Genomic DNA, 24,380 nt, shown 5'->3' with positions numbered 1-24,380 from the left:
CTTATTTCACCGAACCTGTCATACCTGCAACGAATTGCTTCTGCATCGCGAAAAACACAGCCAGTGTCGGAAGCGTCGCAATAACAGTTCCCACCATGATGATTCCGAAATCAGGGAAATAGGCAGACGATAAAGATGATAAAACGAGGTTAATTGTTTTTAATTCGGCAGATTGCAACACGATCAGTGGCCATAAAAATGCGTTCCACGATGTCATGAACACAATGATAAACGCAGCGGCATAAGTGGTTTTCATCACAGGGATGTAAACAAATAGATAGATTTTCCAATCTTTTACGCCATCCACTCGGGCCGCATCAATCAACTCATGCGGGAATGCTTTGGTGCATTGGCGGAAGTAGAAAACAATGAATACTGATGCGATAGTTGGCAGCATTACCGCGGCGTGGGTATCCAACAGTTGTGCTTTCGCCATCAGTGTAAATAGCGGAATCATCAGCGCGGCAAACGGTATCATCATAGTCAGCAGTAATGCACCATAAACACGGTCGCGCACTTTACTTTTGTAAACTTCAAAGCCATACCCTGCCATTGAAGAGATCAATAGAGTCACCAGAGTACTGACAATGGCGATTTTGCTGGTGTTCCAGAAAATAAGTCCCAGATCCACCTGCTCGCTCAATCGACTGATGTTGGCGAATAGCTGATCACCAAAACTGAATTTGCCTTTGTTAATGTCCGTTGCCGTATTCGTGCTCGATACCACCATCCAGTAAAACGGGAATAGCGATATTAAAGAGAACACGGTTAGGAATAGATACATCAAAGCGCGGTTAAGTTTGTTCTTATCCATCGTTATTTATCCTTAGCGATCTTAAATTGCATAATCGCAAGTACGGCAGCGAAGAATACGATGACGTATGACACGGTTGCGGCATAACCGAAGTTCGGTACGAACTTGAACGATAAGTTGTAGATGTACATCGAAAGCGTCATGGTCTCATTCGCTGGACCACCAGCGGTAATGTTGACCACTTCATCAAACAATTGCAGCGTACCAATCGTCGACATTACAGTAGTAAACAGAATCACCGGTTTCAGCAAAGGCACGGTAATAAAGAAGAACTGCTTAGTTGGACTCACCCCTTCCATACGTGCGGCTTCGTAGATCGACTTATCAATATTTTGCATCGCAGAAAGGAAGAAAATCATGTTGTATCCTGTCCAACGCCAAGTAATCGCAATAATAATCGTCACTTTGGCCCAGAAAGGATCAGACAACCAAGGGATAGGTTCACTCACAATGTGCGTCCACAGTAAGAATGAATTAATGATCCCTTCGTACGAAAACATACTCTTAAATAGGATTGAGTAAGCCACCAGCGACGTAACACAAGGCAGGAAAATCGCGAGCCGGAACAAGCTACGGAACTTCAGGTTAGGTGCATTCAGGCACGAAGAAAGAATCAGTGAAAGCAAAATCATCACTGGTACCTGAACCACAAGAAAGATGAAGGTATTCTTCAGTGATTTTAGGAAAAATGGGTCGTTAAACAGACGCAATACATTGTCAAAACCGACGAACTGCATCATGACGCCACGCCCAGAATGCAGAGACATCCAGAGCGAGCTCAAAATCGGGTAAATCATAAAGAGGCTGACGAGAACGACAGCAGGAAGAACAAACGACCAACCGTTAATATCGTAAAAGCGGTGAAAGCTTTTTTTGCTCTTTTTCTGTTTTTTACTGATGGCAGTAGAAGTATCCATAAGACAACCAAGAAAGCATTGAAAACAAGGCACTTAGGCACCTTTATAGGTGCCTAAGGAAGACAATTAACGTAGTTGGAACTCAAGTTGTTGTTGAACATCGCCCAACACTTTCTTGATTGGCGCCCCCTGAACAATCGCAGGTAACATTGAGCTTAATGCCGCGTCAACTTCATAGGTGTAGATGCCGTAATTCACTTCTGGGATCTTACCTAGCCAATCCGTGAAATTGGCGTAGATTTTCTGACCACCAAAAAACGCATTGCTGTACTGGTAAGCTGCGGATTGACCAGAAGGCATATAGGAGCCAACTGCACCACGCTCTTTAAGAATGGTTTCGTAGAATGGCACGTTAGAACCAAAGGTTTCGTTAAGGAACTTAATCGCTTCTTGCTTCTCTTTTGAAGAGTTCAGTACGTACCAGCTAGAACCACCTAAGTTAGAGGCATTTACTGCGCCAGCTTTTTGTAGACGTGGTGTCGCTGTTACCGCCCACTTACCAGCCTGATCTTTGCCCGCTTCAACAGATGGCGTAATCCATACACCGGTAACAATAGAAGCCACTTGACCACGGTTTAATGAACCAACCCACTCAGACCAACCGATTGTTGGGCGAGAGACTTCTGGGCTCATCAAATCTTTAAATACTTTTAGTGCTTCTTTCAGTGACTCGTTGGTCGTGATATTTAAAGAACCGTCTTTATTGAAATACCACTCACCACCCGACTGCATCATGACACGAACCAGACCAAGATCATCCGGGTTCATACCCAGCATAGCGACGCCTGTCTTCTCTTTCACTTGCTTACCAATTTCGATGAAACGTTCCCAAGTGATGTTCTCTAAATCTTTAGCAGTAAAACCAGCCTTCTCTAGCAAGTCAGTGCGGTAGTACATACCCGTAACGCCAGTATCGAAAGGCAAGCCGTACACTTCACCGTTCAGCGTCATAAGGTTTACTTTGTATGGAGCAAAGTTTTTGTAATCAACGTCTTTTGTCATAGGCGCAAAAGCACCTGGGTAAGACTGAAGGTATTTTTGAGCGTTGTAATCTTCAATAAGAACCACATCAGGAAGTGATGACGTCACGCCTGATGCAAGCATAGTATGCAGTTTTTGCTCTAAGTCAGCTTTCGCAAAATCCACGACATTAAACGTAGTGTCTGGGTGGTCTTTCATGTAAACCTTCGCTGCTTCTTCCATAATCGCAACGTTAAAGTTTGGATCCCAAGCCCACACGGTAATTTCGTCGGCAAGTGCTGCATTACTGAAACACGCCAAACCAATTGAGGTTGCAAGCATATTCTTAAGCATTTTCTTATTCATAATCACATTCTCTTTTTTATGAGTAGGGTGCCATATCACTTCAACCAACCACTGATTTGCACGATGAAAACATTCCGTGTTCACCATTCATTAAAGCAATATGGAAACGTTTACAATTCAGGTTAACATTCGCCATCATAATTAAGTAAGATCTAACCCTCATTTTCGTGATCATCTAAGCATTAATTTTTTGACAAGGTAGAGTCACAAAGCCTCTCGAATTGGCATTACTTGCTTTCTAAAAAACAATAACAAACTCAAGAATAACTAATAACCAATTGTATTTATTGAATTAAAATGACATAAATGCTTGCGACCGCTTTGAAAACCAGAAGTTACTTTAATCTAAGCAACTTCCAAGTTAAGTATATGAAAGGTAAAAAAACTGAATATGTAAATTATGTATATTTGGACAAAAAAAGAACTGTAAACGCATCCAATAAACTCAGTAAACTGAATGCAGCTTTATAAAACCAGTAGAATAGATGTATTAAACCAGTGGTATCGCGACGCCTTTAACCGAGAAAAACACTTTGTCGCCAAACTTGCTGATTTGAATATGTGTGATGCTCTGATTCGCAATAGATAAAGAGGTATATAGCTGAGGGTTTTGCCAGTCGAGTCCAAGAACATGTGCAATGATGTAACGAATGGGGCCACCGTGAGCCACAATCAAAGTATCCTGCACGCAGTGTTGAACGATTTGCTCCCAAGCCTGAGTAACCCGTTCATACCCCTCTTTCAGAGTTTCAGCATTAGGTAAGGTGTTCTGTGCAGGATTAGCCCAAAACTGCTCCAATTTTTTCCATTCCTGAGTTAAATCATCAAAAGGTACGCCATCATAATCACCAAAGTTCTGCTCTTTTAATCTTGGATCAATAACGAGTTTTAAAGCAGGATTAAGTTCAGTGATAAGTTCTGCCACTCTTTTACATCGTGTCAGAGGCGAAGAATAGACTTTGCTAAACGTGTACTTCTGTAAAACAGAGTGCGCGATAGCACTTTGGATAGAGTCATGAACGACCACATCTATATGACCGTTTAGTGCTGGCTTACCTTGGGTTTTTCCATGTCTCAAGAGATAAAGATTAAACATGTTTGCACTTAGACTCATTGAAACCTCTTCAAATTCATTGGTAATCCAGCAACAACAAAATCGACCTGTTCGGCGACTTTAGCAACGGCTTGGTTCATCCATCCACAATGGTCGACATACAACCGGCTCAGCGCATTCTTCGGCACAATACCCAACCCTACTTCAGTTGAAACACACAGTATGGTGGCATGTGTTTCGGCCAGCGCTTGAGTTAGCTCGTCCAGTTTCAGCTTTATCTGTTCGCTATCTGCATTATCTCCCAGGCAATGAATCAGGTTATTAAGCCAAACCGCCAGACAATCGACCAACACTATGTCTTGCTCATTAAAACTCATCAGTATTTTTGCTAACTCTAATGGACATTCATGATGGTTCCACTGTTCATCTCTGCGTGCTTGACGCAAAGAAATACGCGCTTTCATTTCTTGGTCGAAAGCTTCTACGGTCGCCACATAGTGCAACTTAGTGTATGGATGAATGCCATTCCCTTGGTTTAACAATGTCATCGCTTGCTGCTCCGCAAATGAGGTATTTCCGCTGCGAGCGCCACCCAAATACAACCTAACTGCCATGTTGTGTTCTCCACCGTTTCCAACACTCTGAATTAAGCCACATATTTACTTTTAAACACAGTGAGCAATTGCACTAATTTGCGATTTGCTCACCAGTTTATCCACGACACATTCTCGCTAGCAGTGGCGTGAACTTTATGAACAAAATCGACGCAATAAACAATATTATTTTTATCTCGTCTTTAAAGACTTATCGTTAACACACTCATAACATTTCACTACCCGTTAAGCAAATTATGCCCTACATACGGGAAACATAACTATAAGCGTCATCCGTGACTGGATGATGCGTACACATAAGGAACGTGAAAATGTTAAAACATATTAAACCGACCCTCACTGCGTCGCTTCTTGCGGCTATGTTCTCACTACCTAGCATGGCTGCAGAGCTAGAAAAAATTCACTTTTTAATCCCTGGTGGCGCTGGCGGTGGTTGGGATATGACTGCTCGTGGTACTGGTGACGTGTTAATGAAAACGCACCTAATCGACAGTGTTTCTTACCAAAACCTTTCTGGTGGCGGCGGCGGTAAAGCTATTGCACACCTTATTGAAACAGCAGAACGCCAAGAAGATACTTTGATGGTGAACTCTACACCTATCGTTGTTCGCTCTCTTTCAGGTGTGTTCCCTCAATCATTTCGTGATTTGACACCAGTCGCAGCAACTGTCGCGGATTACGGCGCACTCGTGGTCGCTGCCGATTCAAAGTACAACTCTTGGGAAGAAGTGGTTGCTGATTTCAAAAACAACCCTAAAAGCGTGAAAATTGCTGGTGGTTCGGCTCGCGGTAGTATGGACCACTTAGTTGCAGCAGCTGCATTTAAAGGTCAAGGACTAGACCCTAAAGCCGTACGTTACATTGCGTATGATGCAGGCGGTAAAGCAATGGCGGCACTGCTTTCTGGCGAAACTCAGCTTCTATCTACAGGTTTAGGTGAAGTACTGGAAATGTCTCGCAATGGTCAGGTAAAAGTTCTGGCTATCACGGCACCAAAACGTCTTGAATCTGCTCCTGATATTCCAACTCTTAGTGACTACAACAACCCAACCGTATTTGCTAACTGGCGTGGTTTCTTCGCAGCTCCGGGCGTAAGCCAAGAGAAAATCGACGAATGGAATGCGGCTCTTAGCAAAATGTACACGACGGATGAGTGGAAAGTGGTTCGTGACCGTAACGGTTGGATTGACACCTACAAAGCAGATAAAGAGTTCTTTGCATTCTTGGAAGATCAAGAAAAGCAAATGGGTGATCTAATGCGCGAATTAGGTTTCCTGAAATAATCTCTCCAATGGGGCAACTCATCCTTGCCCCACATTTTCCCCGTAATTGAGTGTGCTTATTACTCCTTTGTTTATTGGTTGGAAATTCGACTAGCAGCGAATGACTTACTTTTGGTTAATGATGTTCATTACCTTGCTCAATTACGGTTCTTTTTTTCCAAATTAATGACTACGTAAAACATGGAGTTGGATATGTCGGAGTCGCCAACGAATTTATTCAGCAAAGAAAACTTATTGTGCCGCGATCGAGTGGGCGCAATGGTCTTTCTAGTGCTTTGTCTTTGCTATGGGTATCAAACCTCTCAGATCCCTATGTTTCCCGGCGATGAATATGAACCCTTCAACGCCAGAACACTACCCACTATCTTGACCTATATCGGTGTTGGATTATCGCTTCTTCTGTTGATTGCAGGTCAACCAGATAAGAAGAGCGGTGCGGTATTAGATTTCAACTGGAAACTGCTGATTGGTTTTCTGGTGCTGATGACGCTGTATGGCGTTGGCTTAACTTATTTAGGCTTTGTGCTGGCAACGGGTTTTTTCCTTTTAGCGGGTTTCTATTTACTGGGCGAACGTCGTAAGTCTGTGCTGTTTGGCGCTTCTTTCCCGTTTGTTTTCGCATTCTATTTGTTATTAACCAAAGGGCTGGATGTATACCTAGAGCCCGGTCTTATTTTCTCTATTTGGTAGGAACGGATTATGTTAGACGGAATTTTGCAAGGGCTTTCTACCGCCGTAATGCCATTTAACTTATTAATGGTTATCGTCGGATGTTTTGTCGGTACCTTCATTGGTATGTTGCCGGGCTTAGGGCCTATCTCAGCTATAGCATTGATGATCCCTATCACCTACGGTTTGGATCCTTCTTCAGGTTTAATTTTAATGGCCGGTGTTTACTATGGCGCCATTTTTGGTGGTTCAACATCGTCCATTTTGATCAACGCGCCGGGTTGTTCGTCGACCGTGGTTACCGCTTTTGATGGCTACCCTATGGCTCAAAAAGGGCAAGCGGGTAAAGCATTAGCATTGGCAGCTTATGCATCATTCACGGGTGGTACTTTGTCAGCCATCATGTTGTTGGTTGCCGCTCCTGCACTGGCGAAAGTCTCGCTCAGTTTCCAATCTTCAGATTACTTTGCGTTGATGATGATGGGGCTTTCTGCCGTTGCTGCGTTTGCAGGCAAAGGGCAAGTACTTAAAGCTTGGATGATGACGATTCTCGGTTTGATGCTTTCCACTGTGGGGATCGATAAAGGCATCGGCGTTGAACGCTTTACCTTTGGCTTAACGGACCTGATGGATGGTTTCAGCTTTTTACTATTGGCCATGGCTACTTTCGCACTGGGTGAAACCTTAATGGGGATTTTAAAACCTGAAACGGATACGCGAAATGATGAAAGCGATAAGCTTAAAAACATCGGCAGTATGAAAGTGACAAAGGAAGAAGTACGTGAAGCAGCACCAGTAGCACTTCGCTCATCACTCCTCGGCTTCTTTACCGGTGTTTTACCGGGCGCAGGTGCAACCATTGCAGCGTTCCTGAGCTATGGTATGGAACGTAACCTTGCACCGAAAAACAAGCGTGAAGAATTTGGTAAAGGCTCATTACGTGGCTTAGTGGCTCCAGAATCAGCAAATAACGCGGCTTCAAGCGGTTCCTTTGTTCCACTGCTTACGCTGGGTATTCCGGGGTCAGGTACCACTGCGATTATGCTTGGTGCATTGATTGCTTATGGTATTCAACCGGGTCCAAGACTGTTTGTTGACCACCCGGACGTCTTCTGGTCGGTAATTATTTCTATGTATGTGGGCAATATTGTTCTACTGATTTTGAACTTACCGCTGATCCCATACATTTCAAAGTTATTGGCTGTGCCAAGAACCGTACTGCTGCCAATGATTCTGTTCTTCTCAATCACAGGGGTGTACTTAGTTTCATTTAACACGATGGACGTGTTTATTATGATTCTTATTGCGATGGGCGCTATTGCATTACGTCTGGCTAACTTCCCGTTAGCTCCCCTACTACTTGGGTTTATCCTGGGTGGTTTGATGGAAGAGAATTTACGCCGCGCGTTAATGATCTCTGACGGTGAAATTAGCTTCTTATGGGAACGTCCTATCACACTGGCATTTACTGTGATTTCAGTGATAGTACTCACCAGCCCAATTGCAGTATTGATCGCCCAGAAACTCCGTCGTCCACAAACGGCCAAAGTTTCGTAGTTACTCATCCAACGTATTTATTCAAGCCTAGTGTTCGCACTAGGCTTTTTTTGTATTTGAAAAAATAAACTTATGAGTGAGTTCTTTATTTTTTGTCGACATAAATTTCACGCTTGTACTCGTAGTATCTGCGGTATAGAAACAAATTCTCTTAGAGGTACAAACCGTGAAGCCAGGTAGAACAGGTATTCAACGCATTATTTTCGCAACAGGCTATTCATTAAAAGGGCTCCAAGCTGCATGGATTAACGAAGCCGCATTTCGTCAGGAATTGGTCGCTTCTGCCCTACTCACCATGAGTCTGTTTTTTCTCCCTGTTACCAACCTGGAACGCATCGCTATGGTGGGTTCTTTAACACTGGTTTTACTCGCAGAACTACTCAACTCAGCGATAGAAGCCGTAGTTGACCGAATTGGTAGTGAAAAACACGAACTCAGCGGACGCGCCAAAGATATTGGCTCGGCGGCGGTGTTTGTTGCTTTGGCATTTGCTGCTTTTACTTGGCTAATAATTTTGGTGTAACACTATGAAACTAATTAAACCAAACTTCTCGCTTTCTTATGCTGGTATTACCTTAGTACTTGCCACGTTTTTCGCTTTAGTAATGAATCTACCCGTGTATTCAGCGCTGGCCGATATTTTCGGTAAACTTGATAGTGTGAAAATCGGCTTCATTATCTCTTTGCCTTTTTTCTTCGCAGCGGCTTTGAACTTTTTGTTCAATCTGTTTAGCTGGCCATACATTACTAAGCCTTTCTTCATCACGTTAATCATCGTCTCTAGCTTTGTCAGTTACGCAAGTTATAACTACGGAACACTGTTTGATACAGACATGATCAACAATATTGTTGAAACCGATTCTAGTGAAGCAGGCTCTTACCTAAGTCTATATTCTTTTGGTTGGGTTGCCCTATTTGGACTACTTCCAGCAGGTATACTCGCCTTTACCAAAATCAAAAAACCGAGCTCATGGTTAAACTTCACATTGAAAAAACTGGGTTCAATGATGGCATCATTGGTAGTAATTGGTGTGGTTGCCATGATGTACTATCAGGATTACGCATCTGTGGGTCGTAACAATAGTTACTTGAAAAAGCTGATCATTCCTACTCAGTTTGTATACAGCACCACTAAATTTGTAAAACAGAAATACTTTTCTACGCCCATTGTCTATCACGAGCTTGGCCTAGACGCAAAACAATCGCCTGAAGCATTAGCAGCGGCTGATACCAAGCCAACACTGTTTGTTTTCTTACTTGGTGAAACGGCGCGTACGTATAACTATGAGCTAAATGGTTATAAGCGCCCGACTAACCCTTACACCCGAGATCTCAACGTAATTTCGTTTAAAGATGTGAGCTCTTGTGGCACGGCCACAGCGGTTTCCGTACCTTGTATGTTTTCGGCAATGGACAAAAGCGATTTCAGTCGTGATGTTGCTGACAATCAAGACAACGTGCTGGATATTCTGAGTCACGCTGGCGTAGACGTTGCTTGGCAAGAGAACGATGGCGGCGACAAAGAAGTTGCAAAACGTATTAAGAAAACCGAAATCAATCGTAAACGTGTTGATGATATGTGTAACGGTGAAACCTGCTATGACATGGCAATGCTGGAAAACTTCGACCAAAAAGTGGATGAGCTAAAAGGCAACCGCATGATGGTGATGCACCTTATTGGTAGCCACGGTCCTACTTATTTCCAACGCTATCCAAAAGAGATGGGTGCATTCCAACCAGACTGTCCTCGTAGCGATATCGAAAACTGCAGTGTTGACCAGATCGTCAATACTTATGACAACACCATCGCTTATACCGATTACGTGGTTGCACAAACTATTGATAAATTAAAAGCGCTGCAAGACAAATACAATACAGCACTGGTTTATATCTCTGACCATGGTGAATCATTGGGTGAAAACGGCATGTTCTTACATGGTATGCCTTACGGCTTGGCACCAGACAACCAAACGCATGTACCGCTTATTGTTTGGCTGTCTGATGGATTTAAACAAGAGAAGCATCTAAAAACAGACTGTCTCAAAAATCACGCTACAAGCCACCAGTACTCTCAAGACAATGTGTTCCATTCATTGCTTGGCATCATGGATGTAAGCACTAAAGCCTACAATCCTAATATGGATTTATTCGCTAGCTGTCGTTCTTAATTGATAAATAATGTTTATCACTGTGTTATCTTTGCGCCCTCCAACGGGCGCTTTTTTTTTGCTTATCTTTTTTGATCAAGACGTCGTTTGAACACCCCTAGGTATTTAAGTAGAATCGCCACACATTCAAATAGCGAGCATGAACCAGTGGCAAAACGTACTCCTCTGATAGAAATGACTTCCTATGGGATCTATTCCCATTGGGATGCCAAAGCCAAAGAACTGCCGAAAATAAAAGAATTTACTCAGGTGATTACCGCCGAGGAAGAGATTGAGTTTGGTTTTATCGTCAATATTAAAAAAGCTAAGGGTCAGCTTCTTCAGTTTTGTATCCACCATCCCGGTATTATCAACAAAAAAGGGCAAGTTTTAGCGCCATTTGATGGTGAGGTGTATGTTCGCAGCAACGACTGGAACTTCTATCTCGGAGACACGATTCAAGTGCTCTGCCCGATTAACGGACTAGAGAGCAACTTCGGCGAATGGCGTATGACGTTAGAAATGGAAGGTAAAACCATTGCCGAGAAGTCATTCAAAGTTGTTGCCCGCGATGAAGGACAGTTCTGGAAAAAGCGAGGGTTTTAACCTCGCTTTCAAATACACACCATTTGCAAAGTGGTTAAGTGTAGCCATATCAAAACTAAGTTTTTGGTAGCGCCGTTAGGCTAAGTAGCCCGTAAATAACGTTATTCCAAAGAAGATCAGCACTAATCCAGCCACCCTTTCTATAATGTGTATCACCGCTTTGAGTTGCTTCTGAATGCGTGGACGCCCAATCGCAGATGCGATAAATAGATCCCAGAGTAATACCGCAAAAAACATCCATACTCCGCAAGAGACTTGCTGAATCAATGTGACTTCACTACCCAGAATAACGGTCATTAAGCTCATGTAGAACAGAGCATTCTTTGGGTTGAGCAACGCTGAATTCAAACCAAGGAACAGCTGGTTGATAGCTGACGGAGCTTTCCCTTGCTCATGTTCAGCCTCGACTAATGTCTCTGTTTTTTGACTTCTCAGTAAACGTTGCCCTATCCACAAAAGATAGATAGCCCCCAACATTTCCACCGAGGAAAACACGAGCTGATTGTCTCGAATGTTTGTCCAACCCAGTATGGCTAGTGCTATATAAAGCGCATTACCTAGCGCGACACCAAGGCAGATAAATAGACTACCTTGCAATCTATGACGAATAGAGTGACCAACAATTAAGAAAAAGTCCTGCCCAGGGCTTAAAAGTGCAACAAAGTGAGCCAGCGCCAATGCGGGAAAAGCAACGGGGAAAAGAGTTGAAAGTGACATGAATATTTACCTATAGCCAAAACTGTTGTCAGACTATAGGTTTTCCAACTTAACAATTATTGTCGAAAATTGACGTTACTTGCTGATATTGACGTGGTGTTGAGGCGGTATAGTTGACGAACGTGCGATGTAATTGGCTCTGGTCGGAGTAACCGACCTCTGCCGCAACATCAACAATGTTCATCCCCGACTTAAGTAAGATCTTCGCTCTTTCGATACGGCTGTTATTTAAAAATGCCTTGGGCGTAATACCAAGCTGCTTCTTAAATAGTCTAATCAATGTTTCTTTGGGTCGCCCCAGCTCCTGCGACACAACGTCCAGAGATGGCGCGCTAGCAATATCCTGAAGCAGTCGGTCTCGTAACTGTGCAACTAACTCACTTTCGACTTCATTGTGCCGTTGCGGTACACAGTGACGACTCACCAAATTCAATAAGCGACTCTCAACTTCAGTCACCACACTCTGAGATGGCTGATCCAACAATTTGAACATTAAACCGGATAAGTCGGTGTCCCCTTCCATTACAGAGTGCAGCTTCTGCTCACAATGATATTGGGTGACCTCGTATCCGTAGATCTTCGACAACGTCTCACAACACCAGCCATTATCGATATATAACATGTGATAGCTACGAGGCCCGTTTGCGACAGGGTTGCAGGCGTGGACAATATTAGGCTCTATCAGAATAATATCGTCTTTTTTGAGAACGACATTGCCATCAGGTAGAGATAGTCGTGTCTCTCCAGACTCAATAATACCTATGGACAGTTCACTGTGGCTATGAGCTTTGTAACTCTGTGTACTGTGACAAGTGGTTCTGATCGTTAAATAGGGAATGTCCTTATTGTTCCAAAAACGCTGATTTACATCCCGAACAGTCTCTGCCACAGCATTCCACTCCACACCGTTAAACTTGTTCCTCATCGTATTGCACGGAACCGTTAAGCGCAATAATCGGACTAACTATCGCCAAGTGAGTGTGCCAGTTATCGCTGTCATTACTTAATGCCTTTTAGATCCCCCTCAACCAACAGAACAGTTTTTAACCATTAAAGGTGCTGGGAGAATGTATTCTGAATGGGGGAAAAAATTAGAATATCTTATAAAGAATAATGTATTGATTATTCGTGTAAATTCTTCATCATTCATAGGCTTTACCGTCTGATATTCTCAGACCAGACACAACACTAAAAAAATAAAAACATTTGGATGTATAAAATGAAGTTAAAACCTTTTAAACAACAATTTCGAGGCGTGCTCGCCTCTTCAGTTGCGCTTTTCACTCTTTTTTCCCCAGTAAATGCAAATGCTGCAGAATCGGCATTGAATGGGATCTTAAGTTCAGGTGAGCTTAAGTTCTGTTTTGAGTCTGGTTACATTCCATTCGAAATGACTGATAAAACAGGAAATTACGTCGGGTTTGATATCGACCTCGCTAAGCAGATGGCACGCTCGATCAATGTTAAGTTTGTTCCGGTGAATACGGCTTGGGATGGTATTATTCCTGCGCTAAAGACCGGAAAATGTGATTTCATCGGCGGTATGACAATTACACCTGAACGTAATTTGAGCGTCAACTTTGCCGAACCTTACATTGAAGTTGGCCAGACCATTCTTATTTCACCGAAGCTTGCAGACAAAGTTCATTCGTTCCGTGACCTGAACAATGGGCAATACACAGTTGCAACTCAAATGGGTACTACTGGTGCGGAAGCGGCTAAAAAGTACTTATACGGTGCCAAAATCGATCTTTATGAAACGTCTGCCGACGCTGCACTGCAAATTGCAAATGGGCAAGCAGATGCTTTTGTCTATGACTTTCCTTACAACGCTATGTATGAAACACAGCACAAAGACACTGTGGTTCATTTAGATGAGAGTTTCACTTTTGAACCTCTGGGCTGGGCGGTACGCCAAGGCGATGCTGATTTTCTAAACTTCCTGAACAATTATCTGCGTCAAATTAAAGGGGACGGAACCTACCAACGTATCCATGATAAATGGTTCAAATCAGATAAATGGGTAAACAACGTCGAGTAAATACACGTCAATATAAATCAACTACCGAATAACTCTCGGTAGTTGATTTCAGAGTTTTGAATCTGCAAACATTCAAACCAATCAGTACTAAGATAGTTGAAGTGGTATTGCTTGGCGTTATTTAAGCCAGCTTGCATACTCCGTTTTAGAGTCTTTCATATCTAGGTACAACCATACCATTCGATCAACAAACCAAGCTTTGAACACCATTATCCAAAGGTTTCCAGCCAACACCAAGCTTAGATCTAAACTCCACAAGCCGTAGATAAATACAGGTATCCCTAAAGACGTTAGCGACTGCAGAACTAAAATTGGTTTGATATGGTGATGAGGTATGGGTTCAACCTTTCTTTTTAGATAAATACGCTCACCGAATGTTGCCATTGAAGCCCAGTTGTTTGTTTTCTCTGGCGCTGGAAATAATCTAGGATTGAGCCACAGCCAACAAAAAGCGAACACAATCGCAATTATTGAATAGCTTCCTATCCACTCCCGCGACCAAAATGCGAGAGAGATAATTGGCAAAACCGAAAAACGGCTATAGACGCTCCATGGATTTGAATGTCTACGCCAACTCGATTCATCCATCACCATCATCTGCTCTAATTTCTTGATTACATCCACAGCAACTCCTCAGCTATAGGTATGTAGACATCATATAAGGGGACGAAACCACCAGTATACTTTGTTTGAATCAATGAAAATGTAACACAAACAAGATGAACCATTTCTTATCACATGAGTACAAAGAGAAATGGAGCAACACCATATTGCTCCACAAGTTCTATCTCGCTATGTATGAAGCGTAAAAAGTATCAAGCTCAAAAACAAATTTTCCGATTCACGCCAGATTCATCAGCAAAATCATGATCATGGCTAACGAGAATGAAGCCTCCTCGGTAATTCGACAAAGCCTGCGCAAGCATGATTTTAGAATCGAGATCGAGGTGATTATCGGGCTCATCAAGTAACAGCAAAGGTTGCTCTAGCTGGTGGCTAACAATCAACATAGCTAACTTCATCTTTTCACCGCCACTCAGCATATGTCCAAGACGAAAGACACTGTCACGCCGAAACCCTATTCCGGCAAGCAAGGTTCGTGCATCACTTTCTTTCATTCCATGACACTGTTCTATCAAGTTATCCAGCATCGATAACTGGGGGTGAATAGATCCGAAGTGTTGGTCTAGATAATACAATGACGTATTCAATTGCATTTCCCCTTTCTTAAGTGAAAACACACCTAATAACGTTTTTAAAAAGGTGGATTTCCCACATCCATTTCTGCCCGTAAGGTGGATTTTGTCATCACTATGAATTTGTAACGTGATAGGTTCAGAGCGACCAAAAGGCAATACACCTTCGAGCATTGTTACCACTTTTCGTAAGCGACTTTGACTGTCAGCCAAATAAATCTTTTGCTCTTTCATCAGCTCTTTTCTGGCTTTCAAGGTCTGTGCCTTTTCTTGCAGAGAAACTTGACGATGTTGTTCGTTTTTACTGCGATTTGAAGCGCTCGCCGTTGCCTTGTCTTTCTTACCATCAAGTAGAATTTTCGCCTGACTCCCCTCCTTACGTAACCTGTTACCTTGTGCTGCTCTTTGTTCAGCCTTTTCCCGATTTCGCTGCGCCTGCTCTTCCAGCTTCTTTTTCTGTTTATCAATGCTATTAAGTTGTCGCTCTACAGCTTGTAGCTCGGCGCGTTTCTGTTCAGCGTAAATGTCGTAATTACCGCCAAACACCTGCAACCCCAACCCTGAAAGCTCCCAAATTTCTTCCATTTCACGGAGTAACTCGCGGTCATGGCTGATAAGCAGAATAGCGCCGTCGAAAACGCGCATTGCGTCAATTAACCACTGCTTTGCTTGGCTATCAAGATGGTTGGAAGGCTCATCAAGAATCAATAACTCAACGTCACTATCCAACAACTGCCAAAGTTGTAGTCGAGCGAGTTGTCCGCCACTTAGTTTAGCGCAAGGGAAATCAGGATCAGGTGGTAAGCCCATCTGCTTAAGCTGCTGACTCAGGCGATTGAAAATATCCCATTGTTCCCCAACCACTTCGAACCAGTACTCAGAACAATCACCAGATTGAATCTGCTTAAGAGCTTCCAGTATGTCGTCTTTACCTAAAAACTGTGCAATCGATAAATCACCGGATAACAAATGCGAAGGTTGCTGGCGATAAACAGCGTATGATTGGGGTACTGATACTGAGCCATCGGAAGGTGTTTGTTCCCCAATTAATATCGAGGCAAGGATAGATTTTCCGATACCGTTACGTCCGACCAACCCAACACGATAAGTAGTCATCGAACAAGAGACCTGCTGAAACAACATCTCTCCGTTATCAAATTGAAAGCTTAAATTATTTGCTTGTAAAAATGGCATAAGTTGCCTCCTGTATGACAGGGACAAAGGCCGTAGCATAAATATTTAGAGATGAGATCGTTGCAAAAACACAAATTCAGGCAATATATACCCAAAACATGGCTGCAATTAAATATCAGAAAGTGAGCTACGCCTACTAACCCTGTGAATCCAAAAAATAAAGTAAAAGTGGATAACAGGTTTAGTTATTCATATTGGCGTAATCTCCTAAAGAAATGATGGACGTAGAATAGTGCACTTAGACAAGATGAGTCAAGGAAGAGACTCATAACCTTGCTGCTCATTCTTAGGTTCTAATGAACGGGTTCACTTTTCTTAATATGAAAAAAGCGCTGCCGGAGCAGCGCTATGTATGATTCGAAGATGAATCTTATTTCTTGTTTGCGTACTTCATTGAGTCCAATGCTACCGCGAATACGATGATTGAACCTTTGATGATGTACTGCCAGTAAGGGCTAACACCGATGTAAGTCATACCGTAGTTGATAACGGTGAAGATTAGAACACCCGTTACTACACCGGCGATACTACCAACACCACCGGCGAAGGATACACCACCTACCACACAGGCTGCGATTGCATCAAGTTCGTACAAGAAACCTAAGTTGTTAGTTGCACTACCGATACGACCCGCTTCCAACATACCACCGAACGCATAGAAGACACCTGAAAGTGCGTACACTTTTAGTAGAGTCATTGGTACGTTAACACCTGATACTTTTGCCGCTTCTGGGTTACCACCAACTGCGAAGATGTTTTTACCAAATACTGTCTTGTTCCAAAGTATCCACATGAATATTACAGCGATAATGGCGTAGAAGGTTATGTACGAGAATCGGAACCCACCAAATCGAATAAAGCCTTGAGTGAATACAGTGAAGCGCTCGTCAAAGCCCGCGATTGGTGAAGCACCTACTGCGTCGTAGTAAAGAGAGTTAATACCATAAACGATGATCATGGTGCCCAGTGTTGCGATGAAAGGGGTTACTTTCAAGTAAGCAACGATCACGCCGTTCACTAGACCGATGATTGCACCAATGAAACATACACAAAGGATAACCGCTACGATTGGCACATCACCAATACTTGGGAACACTTTGTTAACGTTTTCAATCGACTGTAGCAAGGTTGCTGAGATAACCGCAGCTAAACCTACCTGACGACCTGCAGATAAGTCGGTACCCTGTGTAACGATAAGACCCGCAACACCAAGCGCAATAATAACGCGCACAGAAGACTGAGTAAGAATGTTACTTAAATTTCGTAAGCTTAAAAATGATGGTTCTTGAATAACGATAACCGCTAATAAAATAAACAGAACCGCGTAAATAGCACCTTCTTTTAAGTGCTTTAATGCAAATGACTTAACAGCATCCATAATAGTTTCCCTAGAGGTAACGAGAGGCTAGCTCTAATATTTCAGTCTGAGTGGTTTCTTTAGTATTAACGATTCCCGCTGCGCGGCCGTTACTCATTACTAAAATTCGATCGGTAGTACCTAATAACTCTGGCATTTCAGAAGAAATCATAATGATTCCTTTATTTTTCTTCGCGAGCTCCAACATTAGTTGATAAATTTCAAATTTTGCGCCCACGTCGATACCACGAGTTGGTTCGTCCAACATTAATATTTCTGGCTGAGTTAACAACCAGCGCCCAATAATAACTTTCTGTTGGTTACCACCTGAAAGTGAACCTATTTGAGTTTGATGCGTTGGTGTTTTAACACTCATCGAATCAATTACCCACTGAGTATCACTCTTCATTTTTTTATTACTTAATAAACCAGTTTTAGTTTTATACTCATCAACGTTTGCAACTAATGAGTTAAAAGTAATATCGAGGTTTCCGTAAATACCGGTTGAACGACGTTCTTCAGTTACCAATGCAAAACCATTGCGAATAGCTTCATGTGCATCGCGGTTTTTCATTTCACGTCCATGAAGAACAATATGCCCTTCACTTCTTTCACGAATACCAAAAATCGTTTCAACGATATCTGTACGACGTGAACCAACAAGACCTGCTACACCTAGAATTTCGCCCGCTCTAAGTTCAAACGAGATGTCTTGAATTGAAGGCTGGTTCAACGCTGTCAGGTTATTCACCTCTAAGATGACTTCTTTAGGAACGTTAGTCTTCTCTGGGAAACGGTGAGTGAGTTCTCGGCCTACCATCATCGAAATGATCTTATCCATATCTAGGCCTTTCAGTGGGCGTGTATCTACCCATTGACCATCACGTAGAATGGTAATTTCATCACAGATAGAGAATATCTCTTCCATTTTGTGAGAGATATATACCACACCACAGCCTTTATCCTTCAGCTTGTTGATAATGGTAAATAAGTGATTAACTTCTTTTTCTGTTAGTGAAGAAGTCGGCTCATCCATGATCACTATTTTTGCATCGTAAGAAAATGCTTTCGCAATTTCCAACATCTGCATTTGAGACACTGATAAAGTCGCAACTTTAACTCGTGGATCAATATTAATATCTAACTCTTCGAAAATAGCTTTTGTGTCTCGATACATTTTATCGTGATCAACAAATAAACCTTTTCTTGGATAGCGCCCAAGCCAGATATTATCCATTACTGAACATTGTTTAACCTGGTTTAATTCTTGGTGAACCATGGACACGCCAGATTCTAATGCTTCTTTAGAAGAGGAGAAGTTAATATGTTTTCCTAAGAAAATAATATCGCCTTCATCTTTTTCGTAAATTCCAAATAGACATTTTAATAGCGTCGATTTACCCGCACCATTCTCACCCATTAAAGCGTGAATTGAATGCGGTCGAACTTTTAAATTAACTTTATCTAATGCCTTTACACCTGGAAATGATTTACTCACCCCTGTCATTTCTAACAGGAATTCATGTGTTTGATCTACCATGGCATCACTTAATTGTTTTTAATTTGAAACCAATAAATATCAATTAAAGAATATTAATTAAGATATTAACGGGTAAATATAGGGGGCTGAGCGCCCCCTAAATATAACGTCTGTTACTCTAGAGTTGACTTATCAACACCTACGTAAGGAACGCGAACAACTTTGTCCTGCATTTCCCACTGAGTACCTTCAGTTGCTGATTTGCCTTCAGCTAGGTTACGAGCTAGTTCGAATGTTGCTTTAGCTTGAGAGGTTGCATCGTTTAGTACAGTACCAGCCATTTCGCCAGACTTAACTAGAGCTAGAGCTTCAGCTAGTGCGTCAACACCGAATACAGGGATTTTTTGGCCAGCGCCACGTAGTGCTTCGATTGCACCCATTGCCATACCGTCGTTGTTTGCGATAACAACTTCGATTTTGCTGCCGTTAGGGCCAGATAACCATGCATCCATTTTATCTTTAGCCATTGCGGTATCCCACATACCAGTATCCATGTGAAGCTCTTCAGTTTTGATACCGTTCTCATTGATTTGCTTAACAGAGTAAGTTGTACGAGCTTCTGCATCTGGGTGACCTGGTTCACCTTTCAACATTACGTATTGAAGAACGCCGTCACCGTTTTTGTCCCAAGACTTGTTCGCTTTCCAGTGTTGTGCGATTAGGTCGCCTTGGATAACGCCTGATTCTTTAGAGTCAGTACCTACATAGTAAGCTTTATCGTAGCTTGCAAGTGCTGCTGCACTTGGTTCTTTGTTGTAGAAAACAACTGGTACATCATCGATTTTCGCTTTGCTGATAATAGAAGGTGCTGCAGCTGGGTCTACAAGGTTGATAGCAAGCGCTTGAACGCCACGAGCCAACATAACGTCAACTTGGTCGTTTTGCATTGATTGGCTGTTTTGAGAGTCATTCATTAGAAGACGAACGTCTTTGTCGCCAGCAGCTTCTTTTTCGATAGCTTGGCGTACAACAGACATGAAGTTGTCATCATATTTGTAGATAGTGAAACCCAAAGTGGTGTCAGCTAGAGTTTGTGTTGCGAAACCCATACCAGCAGTTAGCATAGCAAGTGCAGTTAGCTTTCTCATGTAAGTGTCCTATTTGTCTTTATTAATATACGTGTAGGGAAACGTTTACCATTCCAATGAAAACGTTTACGCATTGAAGTATATTGATAAACAGGACGAATTGTGTGAGCCAGATAGGATTTTGTTAGACGTAATTAACAATTGTAACTGTTTGTTTAAATTGTTTGAGGCCACATGCAAAAACAGACCTCGTACGTAACATAGTGTAACAGCGAGACTTATTTCGCGTTTTCCAAGTGATGCAGATCACATTAAAACAACATTTCGTTCATATATAAACATGGAATTTCACATTTAAAATATGCTATCAAGAATTGCGCTTTTTGGCGCAGATTAAGCTTAGACCCTTGTTATACCTGTAAATGAACAAAATTTGAATACTTAAATTTCACAATAAGTAATTGGCATATGCCATTTATTAGTTCATTATCTGCTGTATCACCCCGATGTAACATGTCAAATCATGTAAAGATTTAACAAATCAACGAAATCGTCTTTTTATCGGGCATATAATTTACAAACAAGGACAAGGTTATGAAATACGCAATTCCTGTCAGCAATGACAAGTTGTTTAATCACTATTCCAAAGCACCTCAGTTTTTGGTTATCGATGATGTTACTAAACAAGAAGAAACGATTGACTTAATAACACCTGAAAAGTCTCAAACCTGTGGTAAGAAGGCTCAAATGCTTTCTCTGTTAGCCGCTCACAATGTAGATGCCGTGATCATCAAAAACATCGGTGAAGCTATGCTTTCCAGCTTATTTGCTCAGGGGATAAAAGTATTCACACTCAAAAGGGGGGCTGATATTCATGCATTTGACGCCTCTCAACTGGTTCCAATTGAAGACATAAGTTACGCAAAACCTTCCGTCAATAAACAGAATAAGTCCCATACTTGCTGTAAAAACAAACAAGCTAGTTCTACCTTTAAATGGGAACCTAATGAAAGCCGTCTTGATGCAAAGACGCTAAGAAACCTCCGCAGTCTTCACAAGTTTCACCACTAAGAGGAGTTGGCCAATATGATTTACCTGATTACTTTCGTTGCTTTTATTGCTTTTGTTTTACTAATGACGCTAGGAGTGATGGCCAAAAGAAAGCCTATTCAAGGTAGTTGTGGTGGCTTATCAAATGTGGGAGTTGATAAAGTTTGTAACTGTGAAACAACCTGCGAAGAGCATCAAACTCAGCTCTACACCATCAAAGAACCAACGCCAAAGCGTTAACAGCTTACTCGACGTTTGCTTTTCTTCTATCGATGACTTTTAACTCTACTGTTTGGTTCCTTTGATGTTGACGATTTAAAAAATCCGCAACATTTTAGGTTTATTATTAGGCAACTAAGCTCTTAATTTCATCGGAATACTCGTCTCATGCTTGCTTTACCTCCTCTAGCGACATTGATGATCGCAATTTTATTAGAAGTTATCGCAACATCTTATTTGCCGAAGACCAATCAGTTTACTTCCCTCCCAGTTACGGCAGGCGTGCTGATTACTTATGCTCTCGCCTTTTATTTCTTGTCAATTACAGTAAACGCTATGTCTTTAGGCATTGCTTACGCCATTTGGTGCGGAGTCGGAATTGTTCTGGTTGCCAGTATATCTTGGCTTATTTATGGGCAAAAACTCGATATTTACGCCATTGTTGGGATGAGTTTTATATTGATGGGGACGGTAATAATTAATGTTTATTCAACATCGGTAAACCATTAATCGATGTAAAAGTAACAGAAAATCAGCAGTCAATAGAAAGGCAGTAATGGCTATTCCCGTTACTGCCTTTTATAACGCCGAAACATCTTAACGGCGATGGGTGTAGATTCACACTTTCTCTTTTAACGATTTTTCTATTCTGTCTGTAGCGGCAAGTGCACTGGTATAGTCACAACTAGAAATGAACGCGGCTAATTGGTTACTGCAATTGGGTACTACTTTATCAAAATAGAGTTTTTGCTGTTGAAAGTATTCTTCCGCAGCGAGGTTGTTATCATTCAATAGTTGATTCAAATAGTTAAGCTTTTCAATCAACTGTTCTAAATCGATATCTTCCAAATCCTCAGCATCTGATTCTTGATACTTCGTGTTATAGTCAAGATTGCTTAATCGCATTGAATTATTAAGCTGTTCAGAACTCTCTTCGAAACTCGTATCCAGCGTAACCTCGAACCAAAAAGTACTGCCCTCTCCCGGTCTGCTATCAACACCGATCTCACCATCCATCAATTTAGCTATGCTCCTAGAAATTGTTAGACCTAACCCTGTACCACCATATTTGCGAGTTGTTGAGGTATCAGCTTGCTGAAAGCTTTCGAAGATTTTTAACTGTTCTTCGTCAGTTAAACCAATTCCAGTATCGTTTACTTCGATGCGTAGTTTCGTTTGGTCACCTGAAGTTGAGACAACATGTATAGTGACGCTGATGCTTCCTTGAGCAGTAAATTTAGCGGCGTTAGCGACAAAGTTAAGTAAAACTTGCTTGATACGTAATGGATCGCCTAATAATGTTGGAATATTTTCCTCTACATCAACGTGCAAACCCAAACCTTTTGTGGAAACTTTTGCTTCACAAAGCTCGTACACATCTTGAGCAATGGAATAAATATTAAATGGGATTTTTTCTATATTAAGGTGCCCGGATTCGATTTTTGATAAATCCAACACATCATTAATGACCAATAATAAGTGTTCACCCGACTTTTTAATTCTCACCAAAGAATCACGCTGTTCGTTATTAACAGTGTTGGCGAGTAACATATCTGACAGAGCCAAGATTGAGTTCATCGGTGTTCTAATTTCATGGCTAATATTTGAAATGAACTGGCTTTTGGCTATATTTGCTTCCTCAGCCTCTATCTTTGCCGTTTTCAGTTCATTAGTTAATTTGCCTAATCGACCACCCATTATTATGGTTGCCTTGGCTGTGTCATTTAACTCTTTGAGATTAAACTGTTCATGAGAAACATCAAAATTACCGGAACTCATCTTATGGAACATATTTCTGATTTGCGATAGCGGTGCCGCAATCGCTTCACTCATTCGTTTGGATACCATCCAAGTATAAGCTAAGAAGAGGATATAGAATCCGATCAACCCAAAGATCATGATGTACCCAATACCCTGATATTTCTCTTTTAAGGCCATCGACTCTCGGTACATTTCGTTTTCATCAACAACAAAAAGCACTTTCCAGTTTGTTTCAGGAATAGTTACCCAAGAGACCAACTTGTTTTCGTTGTTAAGTACCAGCTTAGTCAGCCCTTGATTCTGACCATCAAATTGCGGCTCCAAAGCTTTTGTGTCTGCCCTTTTGAACAGATTAAAGTCTTCGGGCTTGAACATCTCTTGTGTGACTGCGCTTTTATAATTGTGCTGTTTCAGCTCTTTAATATTAAGGTCCTGTTCACCTTTCGGCGGCAGAGCCATGATAGTTCCTTCGCTGTTTGCGAGAATTGCGTAGCCATTCCAGGGAACAATCAAGTTTTGTATGTTATTGACGATGGTATCCACAGTAATGTCTATACCAATCACACCTTCCAATTTATCTCCGTTATATACAGGCGCAATTGCTGAAGTCATCCAACCCTGCCCTGCAGGATCAATATAGACTTCGGTCCACACAACCTTTCTCTCTGGGTTATATTCATCCGTAGCCAAATAGTAAAAATTGTATTCTGGGATATTCATATCCGCTGGGTATTGCTCAAGTGTGTGAAACCAAGGATAGATGTGATTATAAGAATCCCAACTATTAAAATAGACAGCAGCAATAAATGGATCGCTACGTTTAATTTCTTTCATCAAAGGGTCTAATTTGGCAAGTTTAAATATTCTATCCAAATCCTTGTCTGTCTTTTTTGTGTAGGAGGAATAAAAAGATGCAGCACCACCATGATCCTGTTTGGTATATAAAACGCCATTATCACTGAATGCCAAATTAGACATATCAACTTCATCAGGACGCAGTTCTTCAGCTAACACCCTTTGCGTTTCATTCCTGTATATTTCTGCAAGCCGAGATACCGAACTTATGCGCTCTCGCACTAAATCACTTTCGATAGAAGAAGTAATATAGAGTTCGTTATTAACCTGAGAATGTATGTAGTCCATGTTGTCAGAACTGATGAAATGGTTACTGATCAAGTAGATGGTAACGAGCAACAGTTCAACCAAAATCAACGGAATGATTCCGGTTTTGACCATGGAACGCCACACCCATGCTTGTACACTTAGTTGGTTTTCTTTATTCATAGTAAA

Annotated in this window: 23 protein-coding genes; 10 read left to right on the top strand and 13 right to left on the bottom strand. The window is 41.8% G+C overall.

All coding sequences use genetic code 11. From position 1 onward, the window contains the following. Position 1: 1 nt before the first annotated feature. The 5 genes from HUO09_RS04385 to cobU all read right to left on the bottom strand — a co-directional run bounded on the left by HUO09_RS04385 (position 2) and on the right by cobU (position 4,725). Positions 2 to 814, bottom strand: coding sequence for a carbohydrate ABC transporter permease (locus HUO09_RS04385; protein ID WP_167413408.1), 813 nt, complete (start codon positions 812 to 814; stop codon positions 2 to 4). A 2-nt stretch (positions 815 to 816) separates the two neighbouring features. After that, positions 817 to 1,731 (bottom strand): carbohydrate ABC transporter permease, encoded by a 915-nt coding sequence (locus tag HUO09_RS04380; protein WP_167413409.1) that lies wholly within the window; start codon positions 1,729 to 1,731, stop codon positions 817 to 819. Positions 1,732 to 1,797: 66 nt separating this feature from the next. Beyond that, positions 1,798 to 3,057, bottom strand: a complete 1,260-nt coding sequence (locus HUO09_RS04375; protein WP_188233083.1) for an ABC transporter substrate-binding protein — start codon at positions 3,055 to 3,057, stop codon at positions 1,798 to 1,800. A gap of 490 nt (positions 3,058 to 3,547) precedes the next feature. Next, the gene (locus HUO09_RS04370) at positions 3,548 to 4,171 is read right to left on the bottom strand and encodes a histidine phosphatase family protein (protein ID WP_223159286.1); all 624 of its coding nucleotides are present in this window, start codon (positions 4,169 to 4,171) and stop codon (positions 3,548 to 3,550) included. Continuing rightward, a complete protein-coding gene (gene cobU, locus HUO09_RS04365; protein ID WP_188233082.1) occupies positions 4,168 to 4,725 on the bottom strand; it encodes a bifunctional adenosylcobinamide kinase/adenosylcobinamide-phosphate guanylyltransferase in 558 nt (185 codons plus the stop codon). The genes HUO09_RS04370 and cobU overlap by 4 nt, the downstream gene beginning before the upstream one ends. 311 nt (positions 4,726 to 5,036) lie before the next feature. On the opposite strand from cobU, the gene HUO09_RS04360 reads away from it, so the two are divergent. The 6 genes from HUO09_RS04360 to HUO09_RS04335 all read left to right on the top strand — a co-directional run bounded on the left by HUO09_RS04360 (position 5,037) and on the right by HUO09_RS04335 (position 10,987). After that, positions 5,037 to 6,008, top strand: a complete 972-nt coding sequence (locus HUO09_RS04360; RefSeq protein ID WP_167413412.1) for a tripartite tricarboxylate transporter substrate binding protein — start codon at positions 5,037 to 5,039, stop codon at positions 6,006 to 6,008. 192 nt (positions 6,009 to 6,200) lie between these two features. Further along, positions 6,201 to 6,698, top strand: coding sequence for a tripartite tricarboxylate transporter TctB family protein (locus tag HUO09_RS04355; RefSeq protein WP_167413413.1), 498 nt, complete (start codon positions 6,201 to 6,203; stop codon positions 6,696 to 6,698). Between the two features lie 9 nt (positions 6,699 to 6,707). Further along, the gene (locus HUO09_RS04350; protein ID WP_167413414.1) at positions 6,708 to 8,234 is read left to right on the top strand and encodes a tripartite tricarboxylate transporter permease; all 1,527 of its coding nucleotides are present in this window, start codon (positions 6,708 to 6,710) and stop codon (positions 8,232 to 8,234) included. A gap of 166 nt (positions 8,235 to 8,400) precedes the next feature. Further along, positions 8,401 to 8,757, top strand: coding sequence for a diacylglycerol kinase (locus tag HUO09_RS04345; RefSeq protein WP_167413415.1), 357 nt, complete (start codon positions 8,401 to 8,403; stop codon positions 8,755 to 8,757). Positions 8,758 to 8,761: 4 nt separating this feature from the next. Then, positions 8,762 to 10,402, top strand: a complete 1,641-nt coding sequence (locus HUO09_RS04340; protein WP_188233081.1) for a phosphoethanolamine transferase — start codon at positions 8,762 to 8,764, stop codon at positions 10,400 to 10,402. Between the two features lie 147 nt (positions 10,403 to 10,549). Beyond that, positions 10,550 to 10,987, top strand: coding sequence for a DUF3859 domain-containing protein (locus HUO09_RS04335; RefSeq protein WP_188233080.1), 438 nt, complete (start codon positions 10,550 to 10,552; stop codon positions 10,985 to 10,987). A gap of 75 nt (positions 10,988 to 11,062) precedes the next feature. Here the strand turns inward: HUO09_RS04335 and HUO09_RS04330 are convergent, their stop codons facing one another. Both HUO09_RS04330 and HUO09_RS04325 read right to left on the bottom strand, forming a co-directional pair. Continuing rightward, a complete protein-coding gene (locus tag HUO09_RS04330; RefSeq protein ID WP_188233079.1) occupies positions 11,063 to 11,704 on the bottom strand; it encodes a LysE family translocator in 642 nt (213 codons plus the stop codon). Between the two features lie 49 nt (positions 11,705 to 11,753). Next, a complete protein-coding gene (locus HUO09_RS04325; protein ID WP_368484435.1) occupies positions 11,754 to 12,593 on the bottom strand; it encodes an AraC family transcriptional regulator in 840 nt (279 codons plus the stop codon). A 330-nt stretch (positions 12,594 to 12,923) separates the two neighbouring features. On the opposite strand from HUO09_RS04325, the gene HUO09_RS04320 reads away from it, so the two are divergent. Continuing rightward, positions 12,924 to 13,745 carry a transporter substrate-binding domain-containing protein gene (locus tag HUO09_RS04320; RefSeq protein WP_188233078.1) on the top strand — a complete coding sequence of 274 codons (822 nt, stop codon included), beginning with the start codon at positions 12,924 to 12,926 and terminating at the stop codon, positions 13,743 to 13,745. Positions 13,746 to 13,862: 117 nt separating this feature from the next. Here the strand turns inward: HUO09_RS04320 and HUO09_RS04315 are convergent, their stop codons facing one another. From HUO09_RS04315 to mglB, 5 genes are all read right to left on the bottom strand, one after another. Then, entirely contained in the window at positions 13,863 to 14,369 is a 507-nt protein-coding gene (locus tag HUO09_RS04315; protein WP_188233077.1) for a DUF6653 family protein, read from the bottom strand. A 197-nt stretch (positions 14,370 to 14,566) separates the two neighbouring features. Then, positions 14,567 to 16,135 (bottom strand): ABC-F family ATP-binding cassette domain-containing protein, encoded by a 1,569-nt coding sequence (locus tag HUO09_RS04310; RefSeq protein WP_188233076.1) that lies wholly within the window; start codon positions 16,133 to 16,135, stop codon positions 14,567 to 14,569. 370 nt (positions 16,136 to 16,505) lie between these two features. Then, positions 16,506 to 17,513: a galactose/methyl galactoside ABC transporter permease MglC gene (mglC, locus tag HUO09_RS04305; protein WP_167412776.1), complete on the bottom strand. Its 1,008-nt coding sequence runs from the start codon at positions 17,511 to 17,513 to the stop codon at positions 16,506 to 16,508. A gap of 10 nt (positions 17,514 to 17,523) precedes the next feature. Beyond that, positions 17,524 to 19,032 carry a galactose/methyl galactoside ABC transporter ATP-binding protein MglA gene (gene mglA / locus HUO09_RS04300; protein WP_167412777.1) on the bottom strand — a complete coding sequence of 503 codons (1,509 nt, stop codon included), beginning with the start codon at positions 19,030 to 19,032 and terminating at the stop codon, positions 17,524 to 17,526. A gap of 113 nt (positions 19,033 to 19,145) precedes the next feature. Beyond that, positions 19,146 to 20,120 (bottom strand): galactose/glucose ABC transporter substrate-binding protein MglB, encoded by a 975-nt coding sequence (gene mglB / locus HUO09_RS04295; RefSeq protein WP_167412778.1) that lies wholly within the window; start codon positions 20,118 to 20,120, stop codon positions 19,146 to 19,148. A 534-nt stretch (positions 20,121 to 20,654) separates the two neighbouring features. On the opposite strand from mglB, the gene HUO09_RS04290 reads away from it, so the two are divergent. From HUO09_RS04290 to HUO09_RS04280, 3 genes are all read left to right on the top strand, one after another. Next, positions 20,655 to 21,131, top strand: coding sequence for a NifB/NifX family molybdenum-iron cluster-binding protein (locus tag HUO09_RS04290; protein WP_188233075.1), 477 nt, complete (start codon positions 20,655 to 20,657; stop codon positions 21,129 to 21,131). Between the two features lie 15 nt (positions 21,132 to 21,146). Then, entirely contained in the window at positions 21,147 to 21,350 is a 204-nt protein-coding gene (gene nqrM, locus HUO09_RS04285; protein WP_167412780.1) for a (Na+)-NQR maturation NqrM, read from the top strand. 147 nt (positions 21,351 to 21,497) lie between these two features. After that, positions 21,498 to 21,839: a multidrug efflux SMR transporter gene (locus tag HUO09_RS04280; RefSeq protein ID WP_167412781.1), complete on the top strand. Its 342-nt coding sequence runs from the start codon at positions 21,498 to 21,500 to the stop codon at positions 21,837 to 21,839. Positions 21,840 to 21,947: 108 nt separating this feature from the next. Here HUO09_RS04280 and HUO09_RS04275 read toward each other — a convergent pair whose 3' ends face one another. Then, positions 21,948 to 24,374, bottom strand: a complete 2,427-nt coding sequence (locus tag HUO09_RS04275; protein ID WP_188233074.1) for a hybrid sensor histidine kinase/response regulator — start codon at positions 24,372 to 24,374, stop codon at positions 21,948 to 21,950. Positions 24,375 to 24,380 lie beyond the last annotated feature (6 nt).

The organism is Vibrio sp. Y2-5 (assembly GCF_014596725.1).
Taxonomy (GTDB): Bacteria; Pseudomonadota; Gammaproteobacteria; order Enterobacterales; family Vibrionaceae; genus Vibrio.
Note: the sequence above shows the minus strand (reverse complement) of the source record. Positions and strands in the feature narration are given on the sequence as shown.

What these genes read in the sequence shown, in the direction of transcription:
- HUO09_RS04385 (WP_167413408.1), bottom strand. Translation starts at nt 814, where the DNA reads ATGGATAAGAACAAACTTAACCGCGCTTTGATGTATCTATTCCTAACC.
- HUO09_RS04380 (WP_167413409.1), bottom strand. Translation starts at nt 1,731, where the DNA reads ATGGATACTTCTACTGCCATCAGTAAAAAACAGAAAAAGAGCAAAAAA.
- HUO09_RS04375 (WP_188233083.1), bottom strand. Translation starts at nt 3,057, where the DNA reads ATGAATAAGAAAATGCTTAAGAATATGCTTGCAACCTCAATTGGTTTG.
- HUO09_RS04370 (WP_223159286.1), bottom strand. Translation starts at nt 4,171, where the DNA reads ATGAGTCTAAGTGCAAACATGTTTAATCTTTATCTCTTGAGACATGGA.
- cobU (WP_188233082.1), bottom strand. Translation starts at nt 4,725, where the DNA reads ATGGCAGTTAGGTTGTATTTGGGTGGCGCTCGCAGCGGAAATACCTCA.
- HUO09_RS04360 (WP_167413412.1), top strand. Translation starts at nt 5,037, where the DNA reads ATGTTAAAACATATTAAACCGACCCTCACTGCGTCGCTTCTTGCGGCT.
- HUO09_RS04355 (WP_167413413.1), top strand. Translation starts at nt 6,201, where the DNA reads ATGTCGGAGTCGCCAACGAATTTATTCAGCAAAGAAAACTTATTGTGC.
- HUO09_RS04350 (WP_167413414.1), top strand. Translation starts at nt 6,708, where the DNA reads ATGTTAGACGGAATTTTGCAAGGGCTTTCTACCGCCGTAATGCCATTT.
- HUO09_RS04340 (WP_188233081.1), top strand. Translation starts at nt 8,762, where the DNA reads ATGAAACTAATTAAACCAAACTTCTCGCTTTCTTATGCTGGTATTACC.
- HUO09_RS04330 (WP_188233079.1), bottom strand. Translation starts at nt 11,704, where the DNA reads ATGTCACTTTCAACTCTTTTCCCCGTTGCTTTTCCCGCATTGGCGCTG.
- HUO09_RS04320 (WP_188233078.1), top strand. Translation starts at nt 12,924, where the DNA reads ATGAAGTTAAAACCTTTTAAACAACAATTTCGAGGCGTGCTCGCCTCT.
- HUO09_RS04310 (WP_188233076.1), bottom strand. Translation starts at nt 16,135, where the DNA reads ATGCCATTTTTACAAGCAAATAATTTAAGCTTTCAATTTGATAACGGA.
- mglC (WP_167412776.1), bottom strand. Translation starts at nt 17,513, where the DNA reads ATGGATGCTGTTAAGTCATTTGCATTAAAGCACTTAAAAGAAGGTGCT.
- mglA (WP_167412777.1), bottom strand. Translation starts at nt 19,032, where the DNA reads ATGGTAGATCAAACACATGAATTCCTGTTAGAAATGACAGGGGTGAGT.
- mglB (WP_167412778.1), bottom strand. Translation starts at nt 20,120, where the DNA reads ATGAGAAAGCTAACTGCACTTGCTATGCTAACTGCTGGTATGGGTTTC.
- HUO09_RS04290 (WP_188233075.1), top strand. Translation starts at nt 20,655, where the DNA reads ATGAAATACGCAATTCCTGTCAGCAATGACAAGTTGTTTAATCACTAT.
- nqrM (WP_167412780.1), top strand. Translation starts at nt 21,147, where the DNA reads ATGATTTACCTGATTACTTTCGTTGCTTTTATTGCTTTTGTTTTACTA.
- HUO09_RS04280 (WP_167412781.1), top strand. Translation starts at nt 21,498, where the DNA reads ATGCTTGCTTTACCTCCTCTAGCGACATTGATGATCGCAATTTTATTA.
- HUO09_RS04275 (WP_188233074.1), bottom strand. Translation starts at nt 24,374, where the DNA reads ATGAATAAAGAAAACCAACTAAGTGTACAAGCATGGGTGTGGCGTTCC.